This is a genomic window from Maribellus luteus (genome assembly GCF_003576475.1).
Classification (GTDB): Bacteria; Bacteroidota; Bacteroidia; order Bacteroidales; family Prolixibacteraceae; genus Draconibacterium; species Draconibacterium luteum.
Window position 1 is genome coordinate 507,215 of record NZ_QWGR01000001.1, and the last position, 16,231, is coordinate 523,445.

Annotated in this window: 14 protein-coding genes; 1 reads left to right on the forward strand and 13 read right to left on the reverse strand. The window is 43.8% G+C overall.

Annotated features, from left to right (window positions below):
- Nucleotides 1–161 precede the first annotated feature (161 nt).
- The 11 genes from D1614_RS01955 to D1614_RS02010 form a co-directional block, all read right to left on the reverse strand.
- Nucleotides 162–893 carry a Crp/Fnr family transcriptional regulator gene (locus D1614_RS01955; RefSeq protein WP_119436186.1) on the reverse strand — a complete coding sequence of 244 codons (732 nt, stop codon included), beginning with the start codon at nucleotides 891–893 and terminating at the stop codon, nucleotides 162–164.
- Nucleotides 894–1,242: 349 nt separating this feature from the next.
- Nucleotides 1,243–2,010: an acetylglutamate kinase gene (gene argB, locus D1614_RS01960; protein ID WP_119436187.1), complete on the reverse strand. Its 768-nt coding sequence runs from the start codon at nucleotides 2,008–2,010 to the stop codon at nucleotides 1,243–1,245.
- A gap of 14 nt (nucleotides 2,011–2,024) precedes the next feature.
- Nucleotides 2,025–2,624 carry an imidazole glycerol phosphate synthase subunit HisH gene (gene hisH / locus D1614_RS01965; RefSeq protein ID WP_119436355.1) on the reverse strand — a complete coding sequence of 200 codons (600 nt, stop codon included), beginning with the start codon at nucleotides 2,622–2,624 and terminating at the stop codon, nucleotides 2,025–2,027.
- Nucleotides 2,625–2,704: 80 nt separating this feature from the next.
- On the reverse strand, nucleotides 2,705–3,253 hold the full coding sequence (locus tag D1614_RS01970; protein WP_119436356.1) for a TlpA family protein disulfide reductase: 549 nt from the start codon (nucleotides 3,251–3,253) through the stop codon (nucleotides 2,705–2,707).
- Between the two features lie 10 nt (nucleotides 3,254–3,263).
- Complete coding sequence (purU, locus tag D1614_RS01975) at nucleotides 3,264–4,148, reverse strand: formyltetrahydrofolate deformylase (protein ID WP_119436188.1); 885 nt, start codon at nucleotides 4,146–4,148, stop codon at nucleotides 3,264–3,266.
- 30 nt (nucleotides 4,149–4,178) lie between these two features.
- Nucleotides 4,179–5,303, reverse strand: coding sequence for a bifunctional histidinol-phosphatase/imidazoleglycerol-phosphate dehydratase HisB (gene hisB, locus D1614_RS01980; RefSeq protein ID WP_438268348.1), 1,125 nt, complete (start codon nucleotides 5,301–5,303; stop codon nucleotides 4,179–4,181).
- Nucleotides 5,303–6,337: a histidinol-phosphate transaminase gene (gene hisC, locus D1614_RS01985; RefSeq protein ID WP_119436189.1), complete on the reverse strand. Its 1,035-nt coding sequence runs from the start codon at nucleotides 6,335–6,337 to the stop codon at nucleotides 5,303–5,305. The genes hisB and hisC overlap by 1 nt, the downstream gene beginning before the upstream one ends.
- Nucleotides 6,338–6,363: 26 nt before the next feature.
- Nucleotides 6,364–7,653 (reverse strand): histidinol dehydrogenase, encoded by a 1,290-nt coding sequence (gene hisD / locus D1614_RS01990; protein WP_119436190.1) that lies wholly within the window; start codon nucleotides 7,651–7,653, stop codon nucleotides 6,364–6,366.
- A complete protein-coding gene (locus D1614_RS01995; protein ID WP_119436191.1) occupies nucleotides 7,650–8,543 on the reverse strand; it encodes a DMT family transporter in 894 nt (297 codons plus the stop codon). Before D1614_RS01995 ends, hisD begins: the two co-directional genes overlap by 4 nt.
- A gap of 51 nt (nucleotides 8,544–8,594) precedes the next feature.
- A complete protein-coding gene (gene hisG, locus D1614_RS02000; RefSeq protein WP_119436192.1) occupies nucleotides 8,595–9,455 on the reverse strand; it encodes an ATP phosphoribosyltransferase in 861 nt (286 codons plus the stop codon).
- 345 nt (nucleotides 9,456–9,800) lie between these two features.
- Nucleotides 9,801–12,608: a family 78 glycoside hydrolase catalytic domain gene (locus tag D1614_RS02010; protein ID WP_119436194.1), complete on the reverse strand. Its 2,808-nt coding sequence runs from the start codon at nucleotides 12,606–12,608 to the stop codon at nucleotides 9,801–9,803.
- A gap of 299 nt (nucleotides 12,609–12,907) precedes the next feature.
- On the opposite strand from D1614_RS02010, the gene D1614_RS02015 reads away from it, so the two are divergent.
- Entirely contained in the window at nucleotides 12,908–13,711 is an 804-nt protein-coding gene (locus D1614_RS02015; RefSeq protein WP_119436195.1) for a DUF5602 domain-containing protein, read from the forward strand.
- 75 nt (nucleotides 13,712–13,786) lie between these two features.
- On the opposite strand, the gene ilvN is transcribed toward D1614_RS02015, so the two are convergent.
- Entirely contained in the window at nucleotides 13,787–14,329 is a 543-nt protein-coding gene (ilvN, locus tag D1614_RS02020) for an acetolactate synthase small subunit (RefSeq protein ID WP_119436196.1), read from the reverse strand.
- Between the two features lie 112 nt (nucleotides 14,330–14,441).
- The gene (ilvB, locus tag D1614_RS02025; RefSeq protein ID WP_119436197.1) at nucleotides 14,442–16,139 is read right to left on the reverse strand and encodes a biosynthetic-type acetolactate synthase large subunit; all 1,698 of its coding nucleotides are present in this window, start codon (nucleotides 16,137–16,139) and stop codon (nucleotides 14,442–14,444) included.
- Between the last annotated feature and the right edge of the window lie 92 nt (nucleotides 16,140–16,231).

The following is a 16,231-nucleotide window of genomic DNA, read 5'->3' on the forward strand; positions in this document are numbered from 1 at the left end:
GATTTGTATTTCATAACGTAATAGATTAGGTAATTGAATTTTTATTCTTATCTAATAAGAGGTAAAAGTAATATCCTGCGAATCACGTTTGAAAGTGCCTGGTATGATATAAAAGAACCCCCCAATTGATTATTGACAACAATTGGGTTGATATATGTCAATTACCCATTTTTACTAATGGCTATCAGGGAGTTTTCATTGAGGATCTCAATGGTGTTGCCATCTACGGCTACTAATTTTGAATCTTTGAACTGGTGTAAAATCCGGACAAAGCTTTCTTTGGTCATGTTTGACATCTCGGCCAGTTCCTGCCTTGTTAACGGAGCCTGGAAAGCGCTTTCTGCAAAAATCTCGTTTTTCAGGTAAAGCAAGGTATCTGCTACCCGGCCCGGCATGTATTTTTGGGTGTGATTTACCAGCTTGTTAAGCAGGTAATTGTTTTGTTTGGTGTTGTATCGAAGCAGCCCAACTGCAAACGAATTATTCTCCGAAAAGAGGGTGGTGAGCTTTGCCGAATCAATAAGGCAACATCTGACGGGAGTGAGGGCAGTTATGCTAAAGTGCTGTACACTGCCGTTAAATAATCCTCCCCCGGTAATAAAATCTCCTTTTTTGGCAATACGAACGATTACGTTTTTCCCGTTATCACTTTCCACATACAATTTTGCCAGTCCCGATCGAACACAAACAACATGGGTCGACGAGGTATTTTGCTTCATAATCGTCTCGCCGGTTTTGTAAATTATTTGCTTTTTATCATCGATCAGAAACTCGATTTCCTCGTTTGTGAGAGGGGAAAATATGTTGAATTTATGTTCAGTGATACACGTTTTACAGCAACCATCTTCCAGCTTGGCACAATTGGTACATGTACTTTCAATAATATTTGCCATGATAGTATGTTGTAAATAAGGTTTTTAAATTTTCAATAGTTTATTCTCCAGTTAGGTGTAACCCGAAAATTTTGCGACTTTAACTTACTAAATTCTGACGGATTATCAAAAATGCTTTGCAGAATATTTTCGTATTAAACAAATGATCTGAATGAGCTTTGAAAACGTTGAATCATCTGAGATATAGCATTATATGATTTTTGTCATGACGCGGTTTATGCCCCCGAAAGAAGAAAACATCAGCTGCTTTCTTCTGATCAAAGCAATATAACATGAAGCGCTGTTAATGCGGAGTATTTATGAACGACTCCTCAAACCTGAAAAGGGGGCAAGTAGAAAATGAAAAACATCAGATGATTCTGGTGCCCCGGCCGGTAATAATGTTTTCCGGATTTGTGATCAGGATTTCCTGTACTCCTTTCATTTTAGCCCTGAAACTGTTTTCCAGCTTGGGAATCATTCCTGCACTGATGATTCCTTCTGCTTTGTATTCGTTAAACTGCTGAAGATTCAGATCGTAAATTACACTCGAATCGTCATCCGGATTAAGCAGAACTCCCTTTTTCTCAAAACAGAAGAAAAGATATACTTTGAAGTAATTAGCCAGCTCTGTAGCCAGTTCAGAGGCAATGGTATCGGCATTGGTATTCAGCAGTTGTCCTTTGGCGTCATGGGTCAGCGGCGCCACTACGGGCACTACATTCTCATTGATGAGCAGGCGAAGTTCGGATACGTTTACATCGTCCACGTCGCCCACAAAGCCGTAATCGATGTCTTTAATCGGGCGTTTGTGGGCTTTTATGAGGTTGAAATCGGCACCGGTCAGGCCAACTGCATTTATTCCGCGGGCCTGTAATCCTGCCACAATACGCTTGTTTACCAAACCGCCGTAAACCATGGTAACAACCTCCAGCGTTTTGGCATCGGTAATGCGTCGCCCATCCACCATTTGGGTTTCAATCCCCAGCTTTTCGGCAATTACAGTAGCTGTTCTGCCGCCTCCATGAACAAGCAATTTATTTCCCGAAATTCGTTGGAACTGATCGAGCAGCGCATTTAACGATTCGGGCTCTTCTACGACTTTCCCGCCGACTTTTATAATGGTTAACCTATCCATACTTCAATTTACGACTATATTTTCAAAAAATTCTCCAAAATCTTTGCTCCGATGGTCCCGCTTTTTTCGGGGTGGAACTGCGTGGCATAAAAATTATTTTTGTGCAGCGCTGCACTAAATGGCTGAATGTAATTGCAGGTGGCAATGGTGTGCTCACTTTTTTCTGCGTAATACGAGTGCACAAAGTAAACGTACTCGTTTTCATTTACACCTGTAAAAAGGTCGCTTTTTAGCTGATTAACTGCATTCCATCCCATGTGTGGCACTTTGGTGATGTATTCTTCGCCAGGTTTGGGAAGAAAACGTTTTACTTTTTCTTCGAAAATTCCCAAACAATCGGTATCGTTTTCTTCCGAATGTGAACACATAAGTTGAAGGCCCAGACATATGCCCAGTACCGGTTGTTTTAACGAAACAATAAGTTCGTCGAGTTTGTGTTCGCGAAGATAGGCCATGGTAGTGCTTGCTTCGCCAACTCCGGGAAATATTACTTTGTCTGCCTTTCTTATTTTCTCGGGATCGGCCGTAATTTCAGCACTGACTCCGAGTCGGTTCAATGCGTTGTTGACCGATTCGATATTACCGGCATTGTATTTTATAATGACAATGTTCATTTTCAATTGGTTAATTCCGCTTTTCATTCCTGCGTAAGCAGGAATCTTTCCGCACCTTGCAGTCGTTTTTACTTTCGTGTTTACTGTTTCAAAAGATAATCAATCACGTCAATCATCTCCCTGAATTCATCCTCTTTATACAGGCGCGTCATGTACACTATTTTGCCTGTTTTGTCGATGATTACGTTTCGTGTTACGCCGGCACCTTTGGCCGCAAACGTGTAAAAAATCTCACCTCCCGGGTCGAGTGCCAGCGGGTACGTGACTTTCATGTCCTTTTGGAACTTTTTGACCTTGTCGAGCGGTTCGTTCATATCAACGCCAACCAGCACAAAGTCTTGGTTATTCTTGTGTTTTTGCCAGATGTCTTTTTCAATGTGCGGCATTTCCTTGCGGCAAACGCTGCACCAGCTGGCGGTGAACTGAAGCATGACTACTTTGCCTTTTAGCGCGGAAGTTGAGATCTTCTTTCCATCTGTAAGCTCCATGGTTATATCGGGTACTTGTTGACCCAATTTTACGATGTAACCGTAATCTTCAGGGATTTCCTTGTTGGGTAATTCAGAAATCTGGGCCGAAGCACAAACTCCCCAAAGGGCCAACATTGCGAAGGTAAGTAGTTTCTTCATGGTGTTCATTTTAATTGAATACTACGGTACGGTTTTTATAAACGAGTATTTTTCGCTGTAAGTGTTTATAAACTGCCTGCGAAAGTACAATTTTTTCCAAATCACGCCCTTTTCGAACCAGATTTTCAACCGTATCCACATGGCTGCAGCGTGTTACGTTTTGTTCGATAATGGGGCCGGCATCCAGTTCCGAGGTCACATAATGACTGGTAGCACCAATGATTTTTACCCCTCTTTGATGGGCTGCATGATACGGTTTAGCACCCGCAAAGGCCGGTAAAAATGAATGATGAATGTTGATGATCTTGTTGGGGAATTTTTGTACAAAGTCTTCTGAAAGCACCTGCATGTACCGGGCAAGCACAACAAAATCGATCTTGTGTTTTCGCAGCAATTCTATCTCAGCGGCTTCCTGTTCTGCTTTGTTGTCTTTGTTAATGGGGAAGTAGTAAAACGGAATGCCAAAACGTTCGGCCACAGGCTTTAAGGTTTCGTGGTTGCTGATGATCATCGGTATGTCCACATCCCATTCTCCGGCTGTGTAACGTCCCAGAATATCAAACAAACAATGCGGCATTTTTGATACAAAAAGCGCCATTCTTGGTACCGATTTGGAGAAATAAATCCGCCAGTACATTTGCAGGGGAGCGCCAATCAACGTGTCAAAATACTCGCCGATTTTGTCCTGTGGAATCGCAAAGTTCTCCAGTTCCCATTCCACCCGCATGTAAAAGATTTTTTCCTGTCTGTCAACGTGTTGATCAAGGTAGATGATGTTTCCTTTGTTCTGGTTTAAAAATTCGGTGACTGTGGCCAGTATCCCTTGTCTGTCGGGGCAGTGAATCAAAAGTATGGCTGTATTTTTTTTCTCGCGTAACGGTTTTATGGTCTTCATTCTATATTATTATTCGGGTGAAAATTTTAGTTAAAGTTTTCCTTTGGTTGAAGGTAATTCAAAGTTAAAAACATCGCGGCGAATGGCCATTTTGATGGCTTTGGCCACTACTTTAAAAATCGCTTCAATTTTGTGGTGTTCGTTGTCGCCTTCAGCTTTTATATTCAGGTTGCAGGCAGCAGCATCGGAAAACGATTTGAAAAAGTGCATAAACATTTCGGTGGGCATGTCGCCCACTTTTTCGCGTTTGAAATCAGCTTCCCAAATCAACCACGGGCGACCGCCAAAATCGATGGCTGCCATTGCCAAACAGTCGTCCATTGGCAGGCAGAAGCCGTAACGTTCCATTCCGAGTTTATTGCCGACAGCCTTCTTAAAAGCCTCGCCAAGCGCCAGCCCGGTGTCTTCGATGGTGTGGTGTTCGTCTACTTCGAGATCGCCTTTTACCTGAATTTTCAGATCAGCGCCCGAGTGGCGGCCGATTTGATGCAGCATGTGGTCGAAAAAGCCCAAGCCCGTTGAAATATCACAAACGCCCGAACCATCCATGTTTAGTTCCACAAGAATGGAGGTTTCCTTGGTGTTTCGGATAACAGTTGCTGTTCTTTGCGGCGAAGCCACACAGGCGTAAATATCATCCCAGTCGTCAGAAACCAGCGCACACGTGTCAGCCAATCCTTTGGATTCCAGCTCTTCAGCCAAATCGCCGTTATTGATGAAAATAGCTTTGGCTCCCAGGTTTTTAGCCAGTTGAACATCGGTTAAACGATCGCCAATTACAAAGCTGTTGGCCAGGTCGTAATCGCCGTTCATGTATTTTGTGAGCATCGCTGTTCCCGGTTTGCGGGTGGGGAGTTTTTCTTCGGGAAAACTGCGGTCGATGCAGATATCGTCGAATGTTACACCTTCGTTTTCAAAGGCTTTCAATATAAAATTCTGAACAGGCCAAAAGGTATCTTCAGGGAAAGAATCAGTTCCTAAACCATCCTGATTGGTAACCATTACCAGTTCGTAATCGAGGTTTTTGCGGATGTTGTACATGTTTCTGAAAACCTTGGGCAGAAACTCCAGTTTTTCAAACGCATCAATTTGTTCGTCTTCGGTTTCAAAATTCAGCGTTCCGTCGCGGTCAATGAACAATACTTTCTTCATCATTACGATATCAGATTTTTTAATGTCTTTCTTAAAATTTTATTCTCTTCTTTCGAGCCAATGGTGATGCGCAGACTGTCGTCGCACAAATACACTTTCGAGCGGTCGCGAACGATAATCCCCGCGTCTACAAGGTACTGATAGATTCCGCGGGCATCGTGCATTTTGACCAGCAAAAAGTTGGCATCGGAAGGAAACACTTTAACAACAAAAGGCAAGGCCTTTAGTTTTGCTGCCATTTTTTCGCGTTCGTCGATCAGCAATTTTACCCACGCTTCCACCTGCTCGTTTTGTTTTAGTAGTTCCAGTGCTTTTTGCTGCGTCAGAATGTTCAGGTTGTAGGGATATTTGATCTTGTTTAAAACGGAAACGATCTCTACCGATGCAAACGCCATTCCGAGCCTGATTCCTGCCATTCCCCAGGCTTTTGAAAAGGTCTGAAGAATCACAAGATTTGGATAGCCGGCCAGTTCGCTTAAAAGCGTTTTTCCCGGTGCAAAATCAATGTAAGCTTCGTCGAGGATAACGAGCCCGTCAAATGATTTCACTACTTTCAGAATGCTTTCTTTAGCCAATGAGTTGGCTGTTGGGTTGTTGGGCGAGCACAGAAAAATCAATTTGGTGTTTGAATCGCAGGCAGCCAGAAGTGCTTCCACATCCAGTTCATACTCTGCCGTTAACGAAACCTTTTTGAGTTTTACATCCGAAATTTCTGCGGCCACCTGGTACATGCCGTAAGTTGGGTCGATGGAAACGATGTTGTCGACACCGGGCTCGCAAAAGGCACGAATCAGCAAATCAATCGGTTCATCACTGCCATTGCCAAGGAAAATATTCGAAGGATCGACATTTTTCAGCTGCGAAATTTTTTCTTTCACAGTTCGTTGCAACGGATCGGGGTAACGATTGTAAGGCTCGTTAAACGGATTCTCGTTGGCATCGAGAAAAACCATCGCTTCGCCGGTGTATTCGTCACGCGCCGAAGAGTAAGGTTTCAGGTTTGCTATACTTTTTCGTAGAAGTTTATTAAGTTCCATGTTATTCTATCTGTTTCAATCTCACATCAATCTTTTTCAATCTCTCTCAATCGCAATGTTACTGCGTTTTTGTGGGCTTCCAGTTGTTCGGCTTCTGCCATCAACTCAATGGCCGGACCGATCTTTTTTAGTCCTTTCCGGGTGATTTCCTGAAAAGTGATTTTTTTCAGAAAGCTGTCCAGGTTTACCCCGCTGTACGCCCGTGCCCAGCCGTTGGTGGGTAGTGTGTGGTTGGTGCCCGAAGCATAATCGCCGGCACTTTCGGGGGTAAATTCACCTAAAAACACAGAACCCGCATTGATTACCTGTTCCGAAATATCCCGGTAGTTTTTTGTGCTGATGATCAGGTGTTCCGGTGCGTATTCGTTGATCAGGGCAATGCGTTGCTGCGGATCATCCAGGGCGATCAGCACACTATGCGATAGTGCTTTTTCTGCCAGTTCTTTTCGAGGCAGAACGGCTACCTGTGCTTCCACTTCAGCTTTTATTTTTTCGATGGTTTCACGAGAATCGGCCACCAACACAACTTGGCTGTCGGCACCGTGTTCTGCCTGCGAAAGCAGGTCGGATGCTACAAATGCGGGATTGGAAGTTTCGTCAGCTACCACCAGCACTTCTGAAGGACCGGCGGGCATGTCGATCGAAACGTCGTTCATGCTCACCAGTTGTTTGGCAGCCATCACATACTGGTTTCCGGGGCCAAAAATTTTGTCCACTTTGGGTACCGATTGCGTTCCGTAAGCCATGGCTCCGATGGCCTGCACACCACCCAGTTTGTAGATCTGAGTTACTCCAGCCACTTTGGCGGCATATAAAATGGCCGGGTGAATTTTTCCTTCCTTGTTGGGAGGCGAACAAAGTACAATCTCTTTGCAACCTGCAATCTGTGCAGGAATGGCCAGCATCAGCACGGTGCTGAAAAGCGGAGCGGTTCCGCCGGGAATGTACAAACCCACCTTTTCAATCGCCACTGCTTTTTGCCAGCAGGTTACACCGGGTATTGTTTCTACTTTTTTGATCCCGGTTTTTTGTGCCGAGTGAAAGGTTTCAATGTTTTTTGCTGCCAGATGAATTGCTTCTTTCAGGTCGTTGTTTACCAACGATTCTGCTTCTTGCATTTCAGCCTTGTCAACAACCATCGATTCAAGTGCAACACCATCAAATTTTTCGGTATAAAAACGGAGCGTTTCATCGCCGTTTTTACGAATTTCATTAAGGATGTTTTGTACTTTTTCATACAACTCAGAAACATCGAATAAAGGGCGTTTCAATAGTTCAGCCCAGGATTTTTTATCAGGGTTCACATATGTTTTCATGCTCTGATTTTTTTAGTTTTTAAACGTATAGCCAGAAGATTTCCCGAAAATAGCAGGATTAATCCTAAAAATGCGAAAACATCCCAACGGTAATCTTCATAAATAGTTGATATTAAGAGGGCTATAGCCGGTGTTACCAGCGTAACATACACTGAACGGTCGGGACCAATTTCTCCCAGTAATTTCAGGTAACTCGAAAAAGCCACGATCGATCCGAAAACGGCAAGATACAACAACGAAATGGAGTAGGACAGCCGCATGTCGAAAGCGATGGGTTTTCCCAGTATCAGTACAAGCAGGAACATTGAGAGCCCGCCATACAGCATCCCGAATGCATTGGCCTGCAGCACCGGTATGTTTTTGCGCTGTTTATAAGCCGACAAAATATTGCCAAGCGAAGCCGAGATCAATCCGCCCAGACAAAGTAAAAACACGATGGCATTTCCGTTACTGAAGTCAAAATTGTTCCATTCATTCCTAAAAAGAAGGGCAGTTCCGCCCACTCCCAGAACGGCAGCAAAAATCACATCCGTTTTTACTTTTCCTTTTAAAAGGATTGCATTGAAAAAGATATTGAAGAAAATGATCAGTGAAAAGATCACGGCGACAACACCACTTGTCAGCATGGTTTCAGCCTGGTAAACAAACCAGTAATTTATTCCAAACAGGCTCAGCCCGAGCAAAGCCATCAGCAAATGTTCACGAACGCTAAAACGCATTTGCCTCCCGCTGATCAGACAAAAAAGGAAAAGCAGCAGACCGGCCAGTAAAAAGCGGTACGAAACTGATACGAGCGGATCGACAGTTCCCAACTGGAAAGTGATAGCGAACCAGGTTGAGCCCCAAATCAGAGCCGGCAAGGCAAATAATATGTATTGGCGTATTGTCATGTTCAATATGAGTTCAAAGTTTGTGACTTCGAGCTTCCGACTTCCAGCTACTTAAAAAATCATTTTTTCAATCGGGATAACCAAAATGCCTTCAGCCCCGGCTTTTTTCAATTTGCCGATAATTTCCCAGAAATCGTTTTCGGCAATTACTGAGTGCATCGAACTCCAGCCTTCTTTTGCCAGCGGAACCAGCGTTGGCGCCTTCATTCCTGGTAGTAATCGAATGATTTCGTCCACTTTTTCGTTGGGGATATTCAGCAAAATGTATTTTTTCCCTTGTGCGCGTTGTACCGATTCAATTCTGAAAATCAGTTCATCCAGAATTTCCTTTTTCTCTTTGCTTAGATTGGGATTGGCAATCAGTACTGCTTCCGATTTCATCACCACCTCCACTTCTTTCAGTCGGTTGCTGACGAGTGTAGAACCGGAGCTAACGATGTCAAAAATGGCGTCGGCAAGCCCAATTCCGGGAGCAATTTCCACTGAGCCTGTGATCACGTGAATGTCAGCGTCGATGTTGTTTTCGCGTAAGAACTTTTTCAGAATTCCGGGGTAGGAGGTAGCAATTTTTTTCCCGTTGAAGAATTCCAGTCCGGGATAATCGAGCGATTTGGGAATGGCAAGCGACAAGCGGCATTTGCTAAAACCGAGGCGTTTGGCAATAACCACGTTTTCACTTTTTTCGGCTACTTCGTTTTCACCTACAATTCCAATGTCAGACACCCCGTCGGCAACGGTTTGCGGAATATCGTCGTCGCGTAGATAAAGCGCATCCATCGGAAAGTTTTTGGCTTCCGAAACCAGTGTTCTGCGTCCAACACTTAGCCCAATTCCTGCTTCGTTAATCAGGTTCATCGAATCTTCGTTCAGCCTTCCTTTGGTCTGAATGGCAATTTTAATCTTGTTTTCCATCGTTCACTTTTTTGTCATTTTGGTAGCACTTCTGTTAAACAGTCAGGAGAGAAGTTTGATTATTACTTGTTTTCCTTTTGCTGAAATGACCGTTATACTTTCAAATTTCTTGTTTAAAACAAAAAAAGAGGCTTGCCAACTGGCAAGCCTCTTTTTCCTATTATCGTTACGAACAGACAAAACATTTACAGCCTACCAGTTGGTTGGATACTTCCATGATGGCCGTGATGTCCTAGTCTGAAAATCATTTTAATTAATTTGATGCAATTATAGTTATAATAATCAATACAACAAGACAATTGGATGTTAAATTAAAATTAAAGTAACCTTGTTGCGAATAATTAGTTATTTGTTTGAAAAAATGAAGTCATAATCTCCTGATTCAATGTAAATAACCAACTGATTGCTATCAACTTCCGTTTTTGTTATACCCTGAACCTGGTTGACAGCCGTATTGTTTTGCCAGATAACTGTTCCCTCTTCTGACAGGGTTGCGTTCTGCTTAAGTTCTCCCGGCAATACAATGGTAGCGGTGGTATTCGCCGGGATTGATACTTTGTAATGGAAGCCGTTGTCTTTTTTCTCCCAGCCTGAAAATACACGTCCACTTGCTGTTTCCTGCGAAGCGCTCACATAGTTAAGCCCGTCGGGAGAGTAGGGTTGCAGGTGAATGTGTTGGTAACCGCGGGTGGTTTTTCCTTCAACCGGAGACTGAATGCCTGCCAGGTATTTGTAGAAATACTCAACCACTGAACCAAACATTTCGTGGTTGTGCGAATTTCTTCCCGACCATTCTTCCAGTAAAGTGGTTGAATGGTTTGCCAGCCAGAATCCAAAGCTGGGATATGTTTTTTGCGTGGCAACCTGGTAGGCGAGTTCACTGTGTCCTTCGTTTACGAGAACTGGCCAAAGGTATTTGGTTCCCAAAATCCCTGTATTCAGATGATTACCGCGTTTTTCCAGATCATCAACTACGGTTTTAACCACATTGTTTCTGTAGCCGTCCGGTACAACGTTGCCTGCCAGCGCCAACAGTTGATAGGTTTGGTAGGTGGAATCAGTTCCGTACAAAAAGGTTTCGGGGTTGAAAAACTTATCGTTGAATGCCTGTTTGATCGTATCGCTTAATGCTGCGTACCTTTCAGCATCTTCGGTTTTTCCCAGTACTTTGGCAATTTCAGCCATTGTTTTTGTATTGAAATAATAATAGAAGGTATTCACCACCGGGTGATTGGGGCAGTCACTTTGTCCCGGAGCACACCATTCGCCCAACGAATACCAGTAGCTCATAAAATCGTTGATGATGTACGGCTCTTCCGGATTTTGGTCGGTTTGCGCCAAAGTTCTGAGGTAGTCGGCGTATTTTTTCATGGAAGGGTAGTTTTCTTCCAGTATCCGGTTGTCGTTGTAATACTGGTTCATCCACCAGGGAATCAGAATATAGGCACTTCCCCAGGCTACGCCGCCTCCCATGCCGCCAACAAGTACCGGCGATGTGTTGGGGATCCTGCCATTTTCTTCCTGCGAATCGCGCATGTCAGCAATCCATTTAGTATAAAACGATGCCATCTGAAAATCGTGGATGGATGTTTCGGCGATCACTTGTCCGTCGCCATTGTAGGCTCCTTTTTCGCGGTGCGGGCAATCGGTGGGATAGAAAACCAGGTTTCCTTTTTGCGACCACAAACCTGCTTTGTGGATTTGGTTGAGAAGCGAATCAGAAGATTCAAAAGTACCGTTCAACTCCATGGAAGAGCGAACAACACGTCCGGCAACTTTAATTTCATCCAGCGCTTTTTTGTCCGAAGTGGCCACTTCAATGTACCGAAACCCGGAATAGAAAAAGCGGGGCTCGTAAGTTTCCACTTCTTCGCTTTTTAGCGTATAGTCGGTCCAAACGTGCGAATGGTATTTGAATTTATCACTAAACACATCACCATTTTCGAGGTTTTTTGGGAAAAGGTCGTTATTCAGCGTTTCGGCTCCCCGAATGCGAACCACTTGCCCGGCTTTCCCTTTGATTTCTACTTTCCACCATCCGGCAATATTTTGTCCCAAATCAAAAAGGTAAACTCCTTCAGCCGGATTTGTCTGTTTTACGGGTTCGATGGTTTCGGTGACCTTAACCGGAGGGCTTGACTGCGAGACCAGTTTTCCGCCTGGTTGATTGGCTGGTACTGCCTTTTGCCAGTCGTTTGCTTCGAAATCTTTGGTATCCCATCCCGGTATTTCGAGTTGCGCATTGTAGTCTTCGCCACCGTATAGGTTATTAAAGGTGATCGGTCCGTTCGCGTATTTCCAGGTTGGATCAGAAACAATAACATCTTGAGTGCCGTCTTTATAAGTGATGTGCAACTGGGCAATAAAGCAGGGATTTCCGAGCACGCTTCCGCCACCTCCCCAGCTGTACCGGTCGTCAACTTTTCGCATGTTGTAGGCGCCGTTTGCCAGCATCAGCCCGGCCACATTTATTCCTGAATTCAGGTGGTCTGTGACATCGTAAGTAGAGTACAAAATCCGTTTCCGGTAATCGGTGACGGAAGGATCCAAAACGTGGTCACCTACTTTTTGTCCGTTTAATGTAAACTCATAAAAGCCGCAGGCCGTGACAAAAGCATAAGCCTGTTTGATCTTTTTGCTGATTTCAAAATCTTTTCTGAAAACCGGACTTTGATGAATGATTTCTTCAGAGGTGGTAATCCAGTTGGCTTTCCAATCCGACGCATTAAAAAGCGCGGTGTGGAAAAAAGCCGGTTCACTCCATATTTCTTCTCCGTTTTTTGTTTGAATGCACACGCGCCAGTAGTAGTTTTGGTTGCTTTGCAGTGGTTTCCCCTCATACGTGATATTGACGGAATTTCCGGATTGTATTTCTCCTGAATCCCATACGCCTCCAGCTTTTCGAAGTACTTCTTTTTCGTTTTCGCCAACAATAATACGGAATGAGGTTTGATAAACGCCTCGTTCTACTGATTCAATTTTCCAGGAGAAACGCGGATTGGGAGTATCAATCCCCAGAGGTTTACGCTCGTATTCGCAGGTTAGCTCGTTGAGGTTGGTACTTCCTGTAGTGCAGGAAACTATCAACCAAAAGAATAGCAAGGTGAGCGGCTTAAAACAGAATTGTTTTTGCCGGGCAGAAAGGATGTTCATATTTGTTGTTTTAGGTATAATTTGCTGGTATTTTGTTGCAGGTTTTTCAGCGCTTCAATATAACATAAAATTCTGTAAGCCCCGAACTGGGAAGTATGTGCCACTACGATCACTTTGGCAACTGAGTGAGGATTATTTGGGGCAGCCGCCGGTTCGCATTCCTGGTTTCTGTGCTTAAGATATTTTAGGGTGCAGAATGTCCTTCAGCATAAAATTGATTTGAATCAATAAAACACTTAAAGGTATTTTATTTCGCAGCGGTTTGTCGTAAATTACATCGTCAAAAAAAATAAAAGGTTATGAATAAAACAATTAGAAAGAGTTGGATTTTACTGTTGGTAATTTCCTTATGGGGTTTGCAATCATGCCAAAAAGATGAACTAATTTCATCGGAAGAGGAAGGTTTGCTTGAATTGAAGAGTGCTTCAATGAATACTTTTTACAGCTCAACTGTTCCTGTGGGAAATGGCGTGGTTAGGGCTTTCGTTACTCAGAGTAAAAATGGCGACCCCATAGAAGTGGGCATAAATGTTTCGGCGAAAGCGCTCGAAAAATTGCCCAACGAAATGATGCAATACGTGTTGGAATTACCCCGAGGTAAGGGAAACAATTTTTACACACATGTTTTGTTTGACTGGAACCCAATGGGACATGAGCCTCCGGGTATATACGACTTGCCTCATTTCGATATTCATTTTTACACCATTTCAAACGAGCACAGAATGGAAATTCCTCCAATGGCTCCGCCGTATTTGGACCCTGCCCCGGATGCTATGTATATTCCTCCTATGCACATGGAACTGGAGGGACTGGTACCGCAGATGGGAGCGCATTGGGTTGATCTAACTTCTCCGGAATTGGGGGGAGCAACCTTTACCCGTACTTTTATCTGGGGATCTTACCAGGGCGAATTTATTTTTTGGGAACCAATGATTACCCGGGATTATTTGCTTACCATGCCCGATGAAATCATCCCGATTCCACAACCCGAGGCTTACCAGAAGGCTGGTTGGTATGCAACTGATTATAAAATATCCTATTCGTCGGTTAAAAAGCAATACACTATTTCATTGGTTAACCTGGTGCACCAGGAGGCACAGTAAATAGAATTTATTCAGCGAAATATTGATTTAAGTATAACAAAAAAGCCTGTCGTAATCAACAGGCTTTCTTATTATTTAATCCAAACTATTTAAAAAGGCATCCCTTTCTTTCAGGAACTCAGAGAGGCGTTCGATCGGGTCACGGGTAATGGCCACCCTGCCGGAGCGAATAAACTGCATCACGTGAAATTTATTCAACTCTTCAAACAAAGCCTGTGTATCTTCTTTATGCCCGGTTTTTTCAACCACTACATAGTCTTTGGTGATTTCCAGAATACGAGCCCCGGCCTTACGAACAATTTTTTCGATGGCGTCGCTCTCGTAAATGGGTTCGATCGGAACCTTGTACAAAGCAATTTCCTGGTAAATCATTTCTTCGTTGGTATGATAGAAGGCTTTTAGTACATCTATCAGTTTTTCCAGTTGGTTTACCACTTTTTGCGTTTGCGCTTCTGTTTCTCTTATTACAATCGTGAATTTGTAAATTCCCTGCAATGCCGATTCAGAAACAGTTAAGCTGTCGATGTTGATCTTTCTCCGGGTAAACACGATGGTGATACGTGTCAGCAAACCGATGTGGTTTTCAGAGAATATGGTTATTATGAACTCTTTTTTCATTCGTTTATAATTGTTTGTTTTTTATCGCAACTCATGTAACTCGTCCCGAGTGCCCGGGACTCGTTTCATCTTATACAATTTTTGATTTAATTCCGCATTACTCTTTCCCGAATCATGGTTCCAGGATAATATCTGAAACAGACGCTCCGGTTGGCACCATCGGGAATACGTTGTCTTCTTTTTCAATGGTAACTTCCAACAGGTAAGGACCGTCGTGATCCAGCATTTGCTGAATGCCGTTTGCCAAATCTTCGCGTTTGTCTACCCTGTGCCCTTCAATTCCAAATCCCTTTCCAATCATAATGAAATCGGGGTTCTGCAGCTCGGTGAAAGAATAGCGTTTTTCAAAGAACAACTGTTGCCACTGGCGTACCATGCCCAAGAAGTGGTTGTTCAGTACAATTATTTTTACCGGCAGTTTGTTTTGTGCAATGGTTCCCAATTCCTGGATGGTCATTTGAAAACCACCGTCGCCGATTACCGCAATTACCGTTCTGTCGGGTGCTCCAAGTTGTGCTCCCATACTGGCAGGCAAACAAAAACCCATGGTTCCCAGACCACCCGAGGTAACATTGCTGCGCGAATGTTTAAATTTGAAGTAACGCTGCGCAACCATTTGGTGCTGGCCCACATCAGTCACCAAAATCGCCTCATGATTGGTTTTTTCCGAAGCAAGGCTGATTACTTCTCCCATGGTCAATCCCGGTTTGGTTGGGCGAAGGTCTTTGTCGATTACTTTTTCCTGCTCAACTTTCATGTATTTGTGGAACTCTTCCATCCATTCAGGATGACTGTTTTCCTTTACATTTGCAGTAAGCATTTTTAACGCTTTCTTGGCATCGCCCAGAATTCTTACATCTGTTTTGATGATTTTATTGATCTCAGCAGGGTCGATTTCGATGTGAATGATTTTTGCTTTCTTGGCGTATTCACTTACTTTTCCGGTAACACGGTCGTCGAAACGCATTCCAACGGCGATGATCAGGTCGGCTTCGTTGGTCAATACATTGGGGCCGTAATTGCCGTGCATGCCCAGCATTCCCACGTTCAGCGGATGATCGGTAGGAAGTGCTGAAAGACCCATGATGGTCCATGCTGCCGGAATTCCGGCTTTTTCAATAAATTCTTTAAGCTCCTGTTCTGCGCGGCCAATGATAATTCCGTGCCCAAAAAGGATCATCGGTTTTTTGGCTGCATCAATCAAATCAACAGCTTCTTTTACGGCATGCGGGTCAACTGGTTTTTCGGGCACATACGACCGAATTTTTGTGCATTTTTTGTATTCAAAATCAAGTTCACCGAACTGTGCATCTTTGGTCAGGTCGATAAGAACAGGTCCCGGACGACCGCTGTTGGCAATGTAGAATGCCTGGGCGATGGCTTGCGGAATTTCTTCGGGCGAGGTTATTTGGTAGTTCCATTTTGTGACCGGAATCGACATGCCCACGATGTCTGATTCCTGGAAAGCATCGGTTCCAAGTAGCGGAGAAGCCACCTGTCCGGTTATGCACACCAAGGGAGTTGAGTCGATCATTGCGTCAGCAATACCTGTCATTAGGTTGGTAGCACCCGGACCTGAAGTTGCGAAGCAAATACCTGGTTTTCCAGTGACTCGTGCATAACCCTGTGCACCGTGGATTGCTCCCTGTTCGTGACGTGTTAAAATATGATTTACCCGTTTGTCGTAATCGTACAATGCATCGTAAACGGGCATGATGGCACCTCCGGGATACCCGAATATGGTATCTACCCCTTCTTCCAGTAACGAAAGAATCAGTGCTTCAGAACCGGTAACTCTTTTTGTTGTCATACTTTTTGCTTTTTAGCGATGGTTGTTTTTCGGACAACCTATTTCAAAATATATAGTTTAATTATTTGTCAGATAAAGTATTGGTTACTTTG

Bases quoted from the DNA above. Each gene is read 5' to 3' on its own strand.
- D1614_RS01955 (WP_119436186.1), bottom strand. From the start codon at position 893: ATGGCAAATATTATTGAAAGTACATGTACCAATTGTGCCAAGCTGGAA.
- argB (WP_119436187.1), bottom strand. From the start codon at position 2,010: ATGGATAGGTTAACCATTATAAAAGTCGGCGGGAAAGTCGTAGAAGAG.
- hisH (WP_119436355.1), bottom strand. From the start codon at position 2,624: ATGAACATTGTCATTATAAAATACAATGCCGGTAATATCGAATCGGTC.
- D1614_RS01970 (WP_119436356.1), bottom strand. From the start codon at position 3,253: ATGAAGAAACTACTTACCTTCGCAATGTTGGCCCTTTGGGGAGTTTGT.
- purU (WP_119436188.1), bottom strand. From the start codon at position 4,148: ATGAAGACCATAAAACCGTTACGCGAGAAAAAAAATACAGCCATACTT.
- hisB (WP_438268348.1), bottom strand. From the start codon at position 5,303: ATGATGAAGAAAGTATTGTTCATTGACCGCGACGGAACGCTGAATTTT.
- hisC (WP_119436189.1), bottom strand. From the start codon at position 6,337: ATGGAACTTAATAAACTTCTACGAAAAAGTATAGCAAACCTGAAACCT.
- hisD (WP_119436190.1), bottom strand. From the start codon at position 7,653: ATGAAAACATATGTGAACCCTGATAAAAAATCCTGGGCTGAACTATTG.
- D1614_RS01995 (WP_119436191.1), bottom strand. From the start codon at position 8,543: ATGACAATACGCCAATACATATTATTTGCCTTGCCGGCTCTGATTTGG.
- hisG (WP_119436192.1), bottom strand. From the start codon at position 9,455: ATGGAAAACAAGATTAAAATTGCCATTCAGACCAAAGGAAGGCTGAAC.
- D1614_RS02010 (WP_119436194.1), bottom strand. From the start codon at position 12,608: ATGAACATCCTTTCTGCCCGGCAAAAACAATTCTGTTTTAAGCCGCTC.
- D1614_RS02015 (WP_119436195.1), top strand. From the start codon at position 12,908: ATGAATAAAACAATTAGAAAGAGTTGGATTTTACTGTTGGTAATTTCC.
- ilvN (WP_119436196.1), bottom strand. From the start codon at position 14,329: ATGAAAAAAGAGTTCATAATAACCATATTCTCTGAAAACCACATCGGT.
- ilvB (WP_119436197.1), bottom strand. From the start codon at position 16,139: ATGACAACAAAAAGAGTTACCGGTTCTGAAGCACTGATTCTTTCGTTA.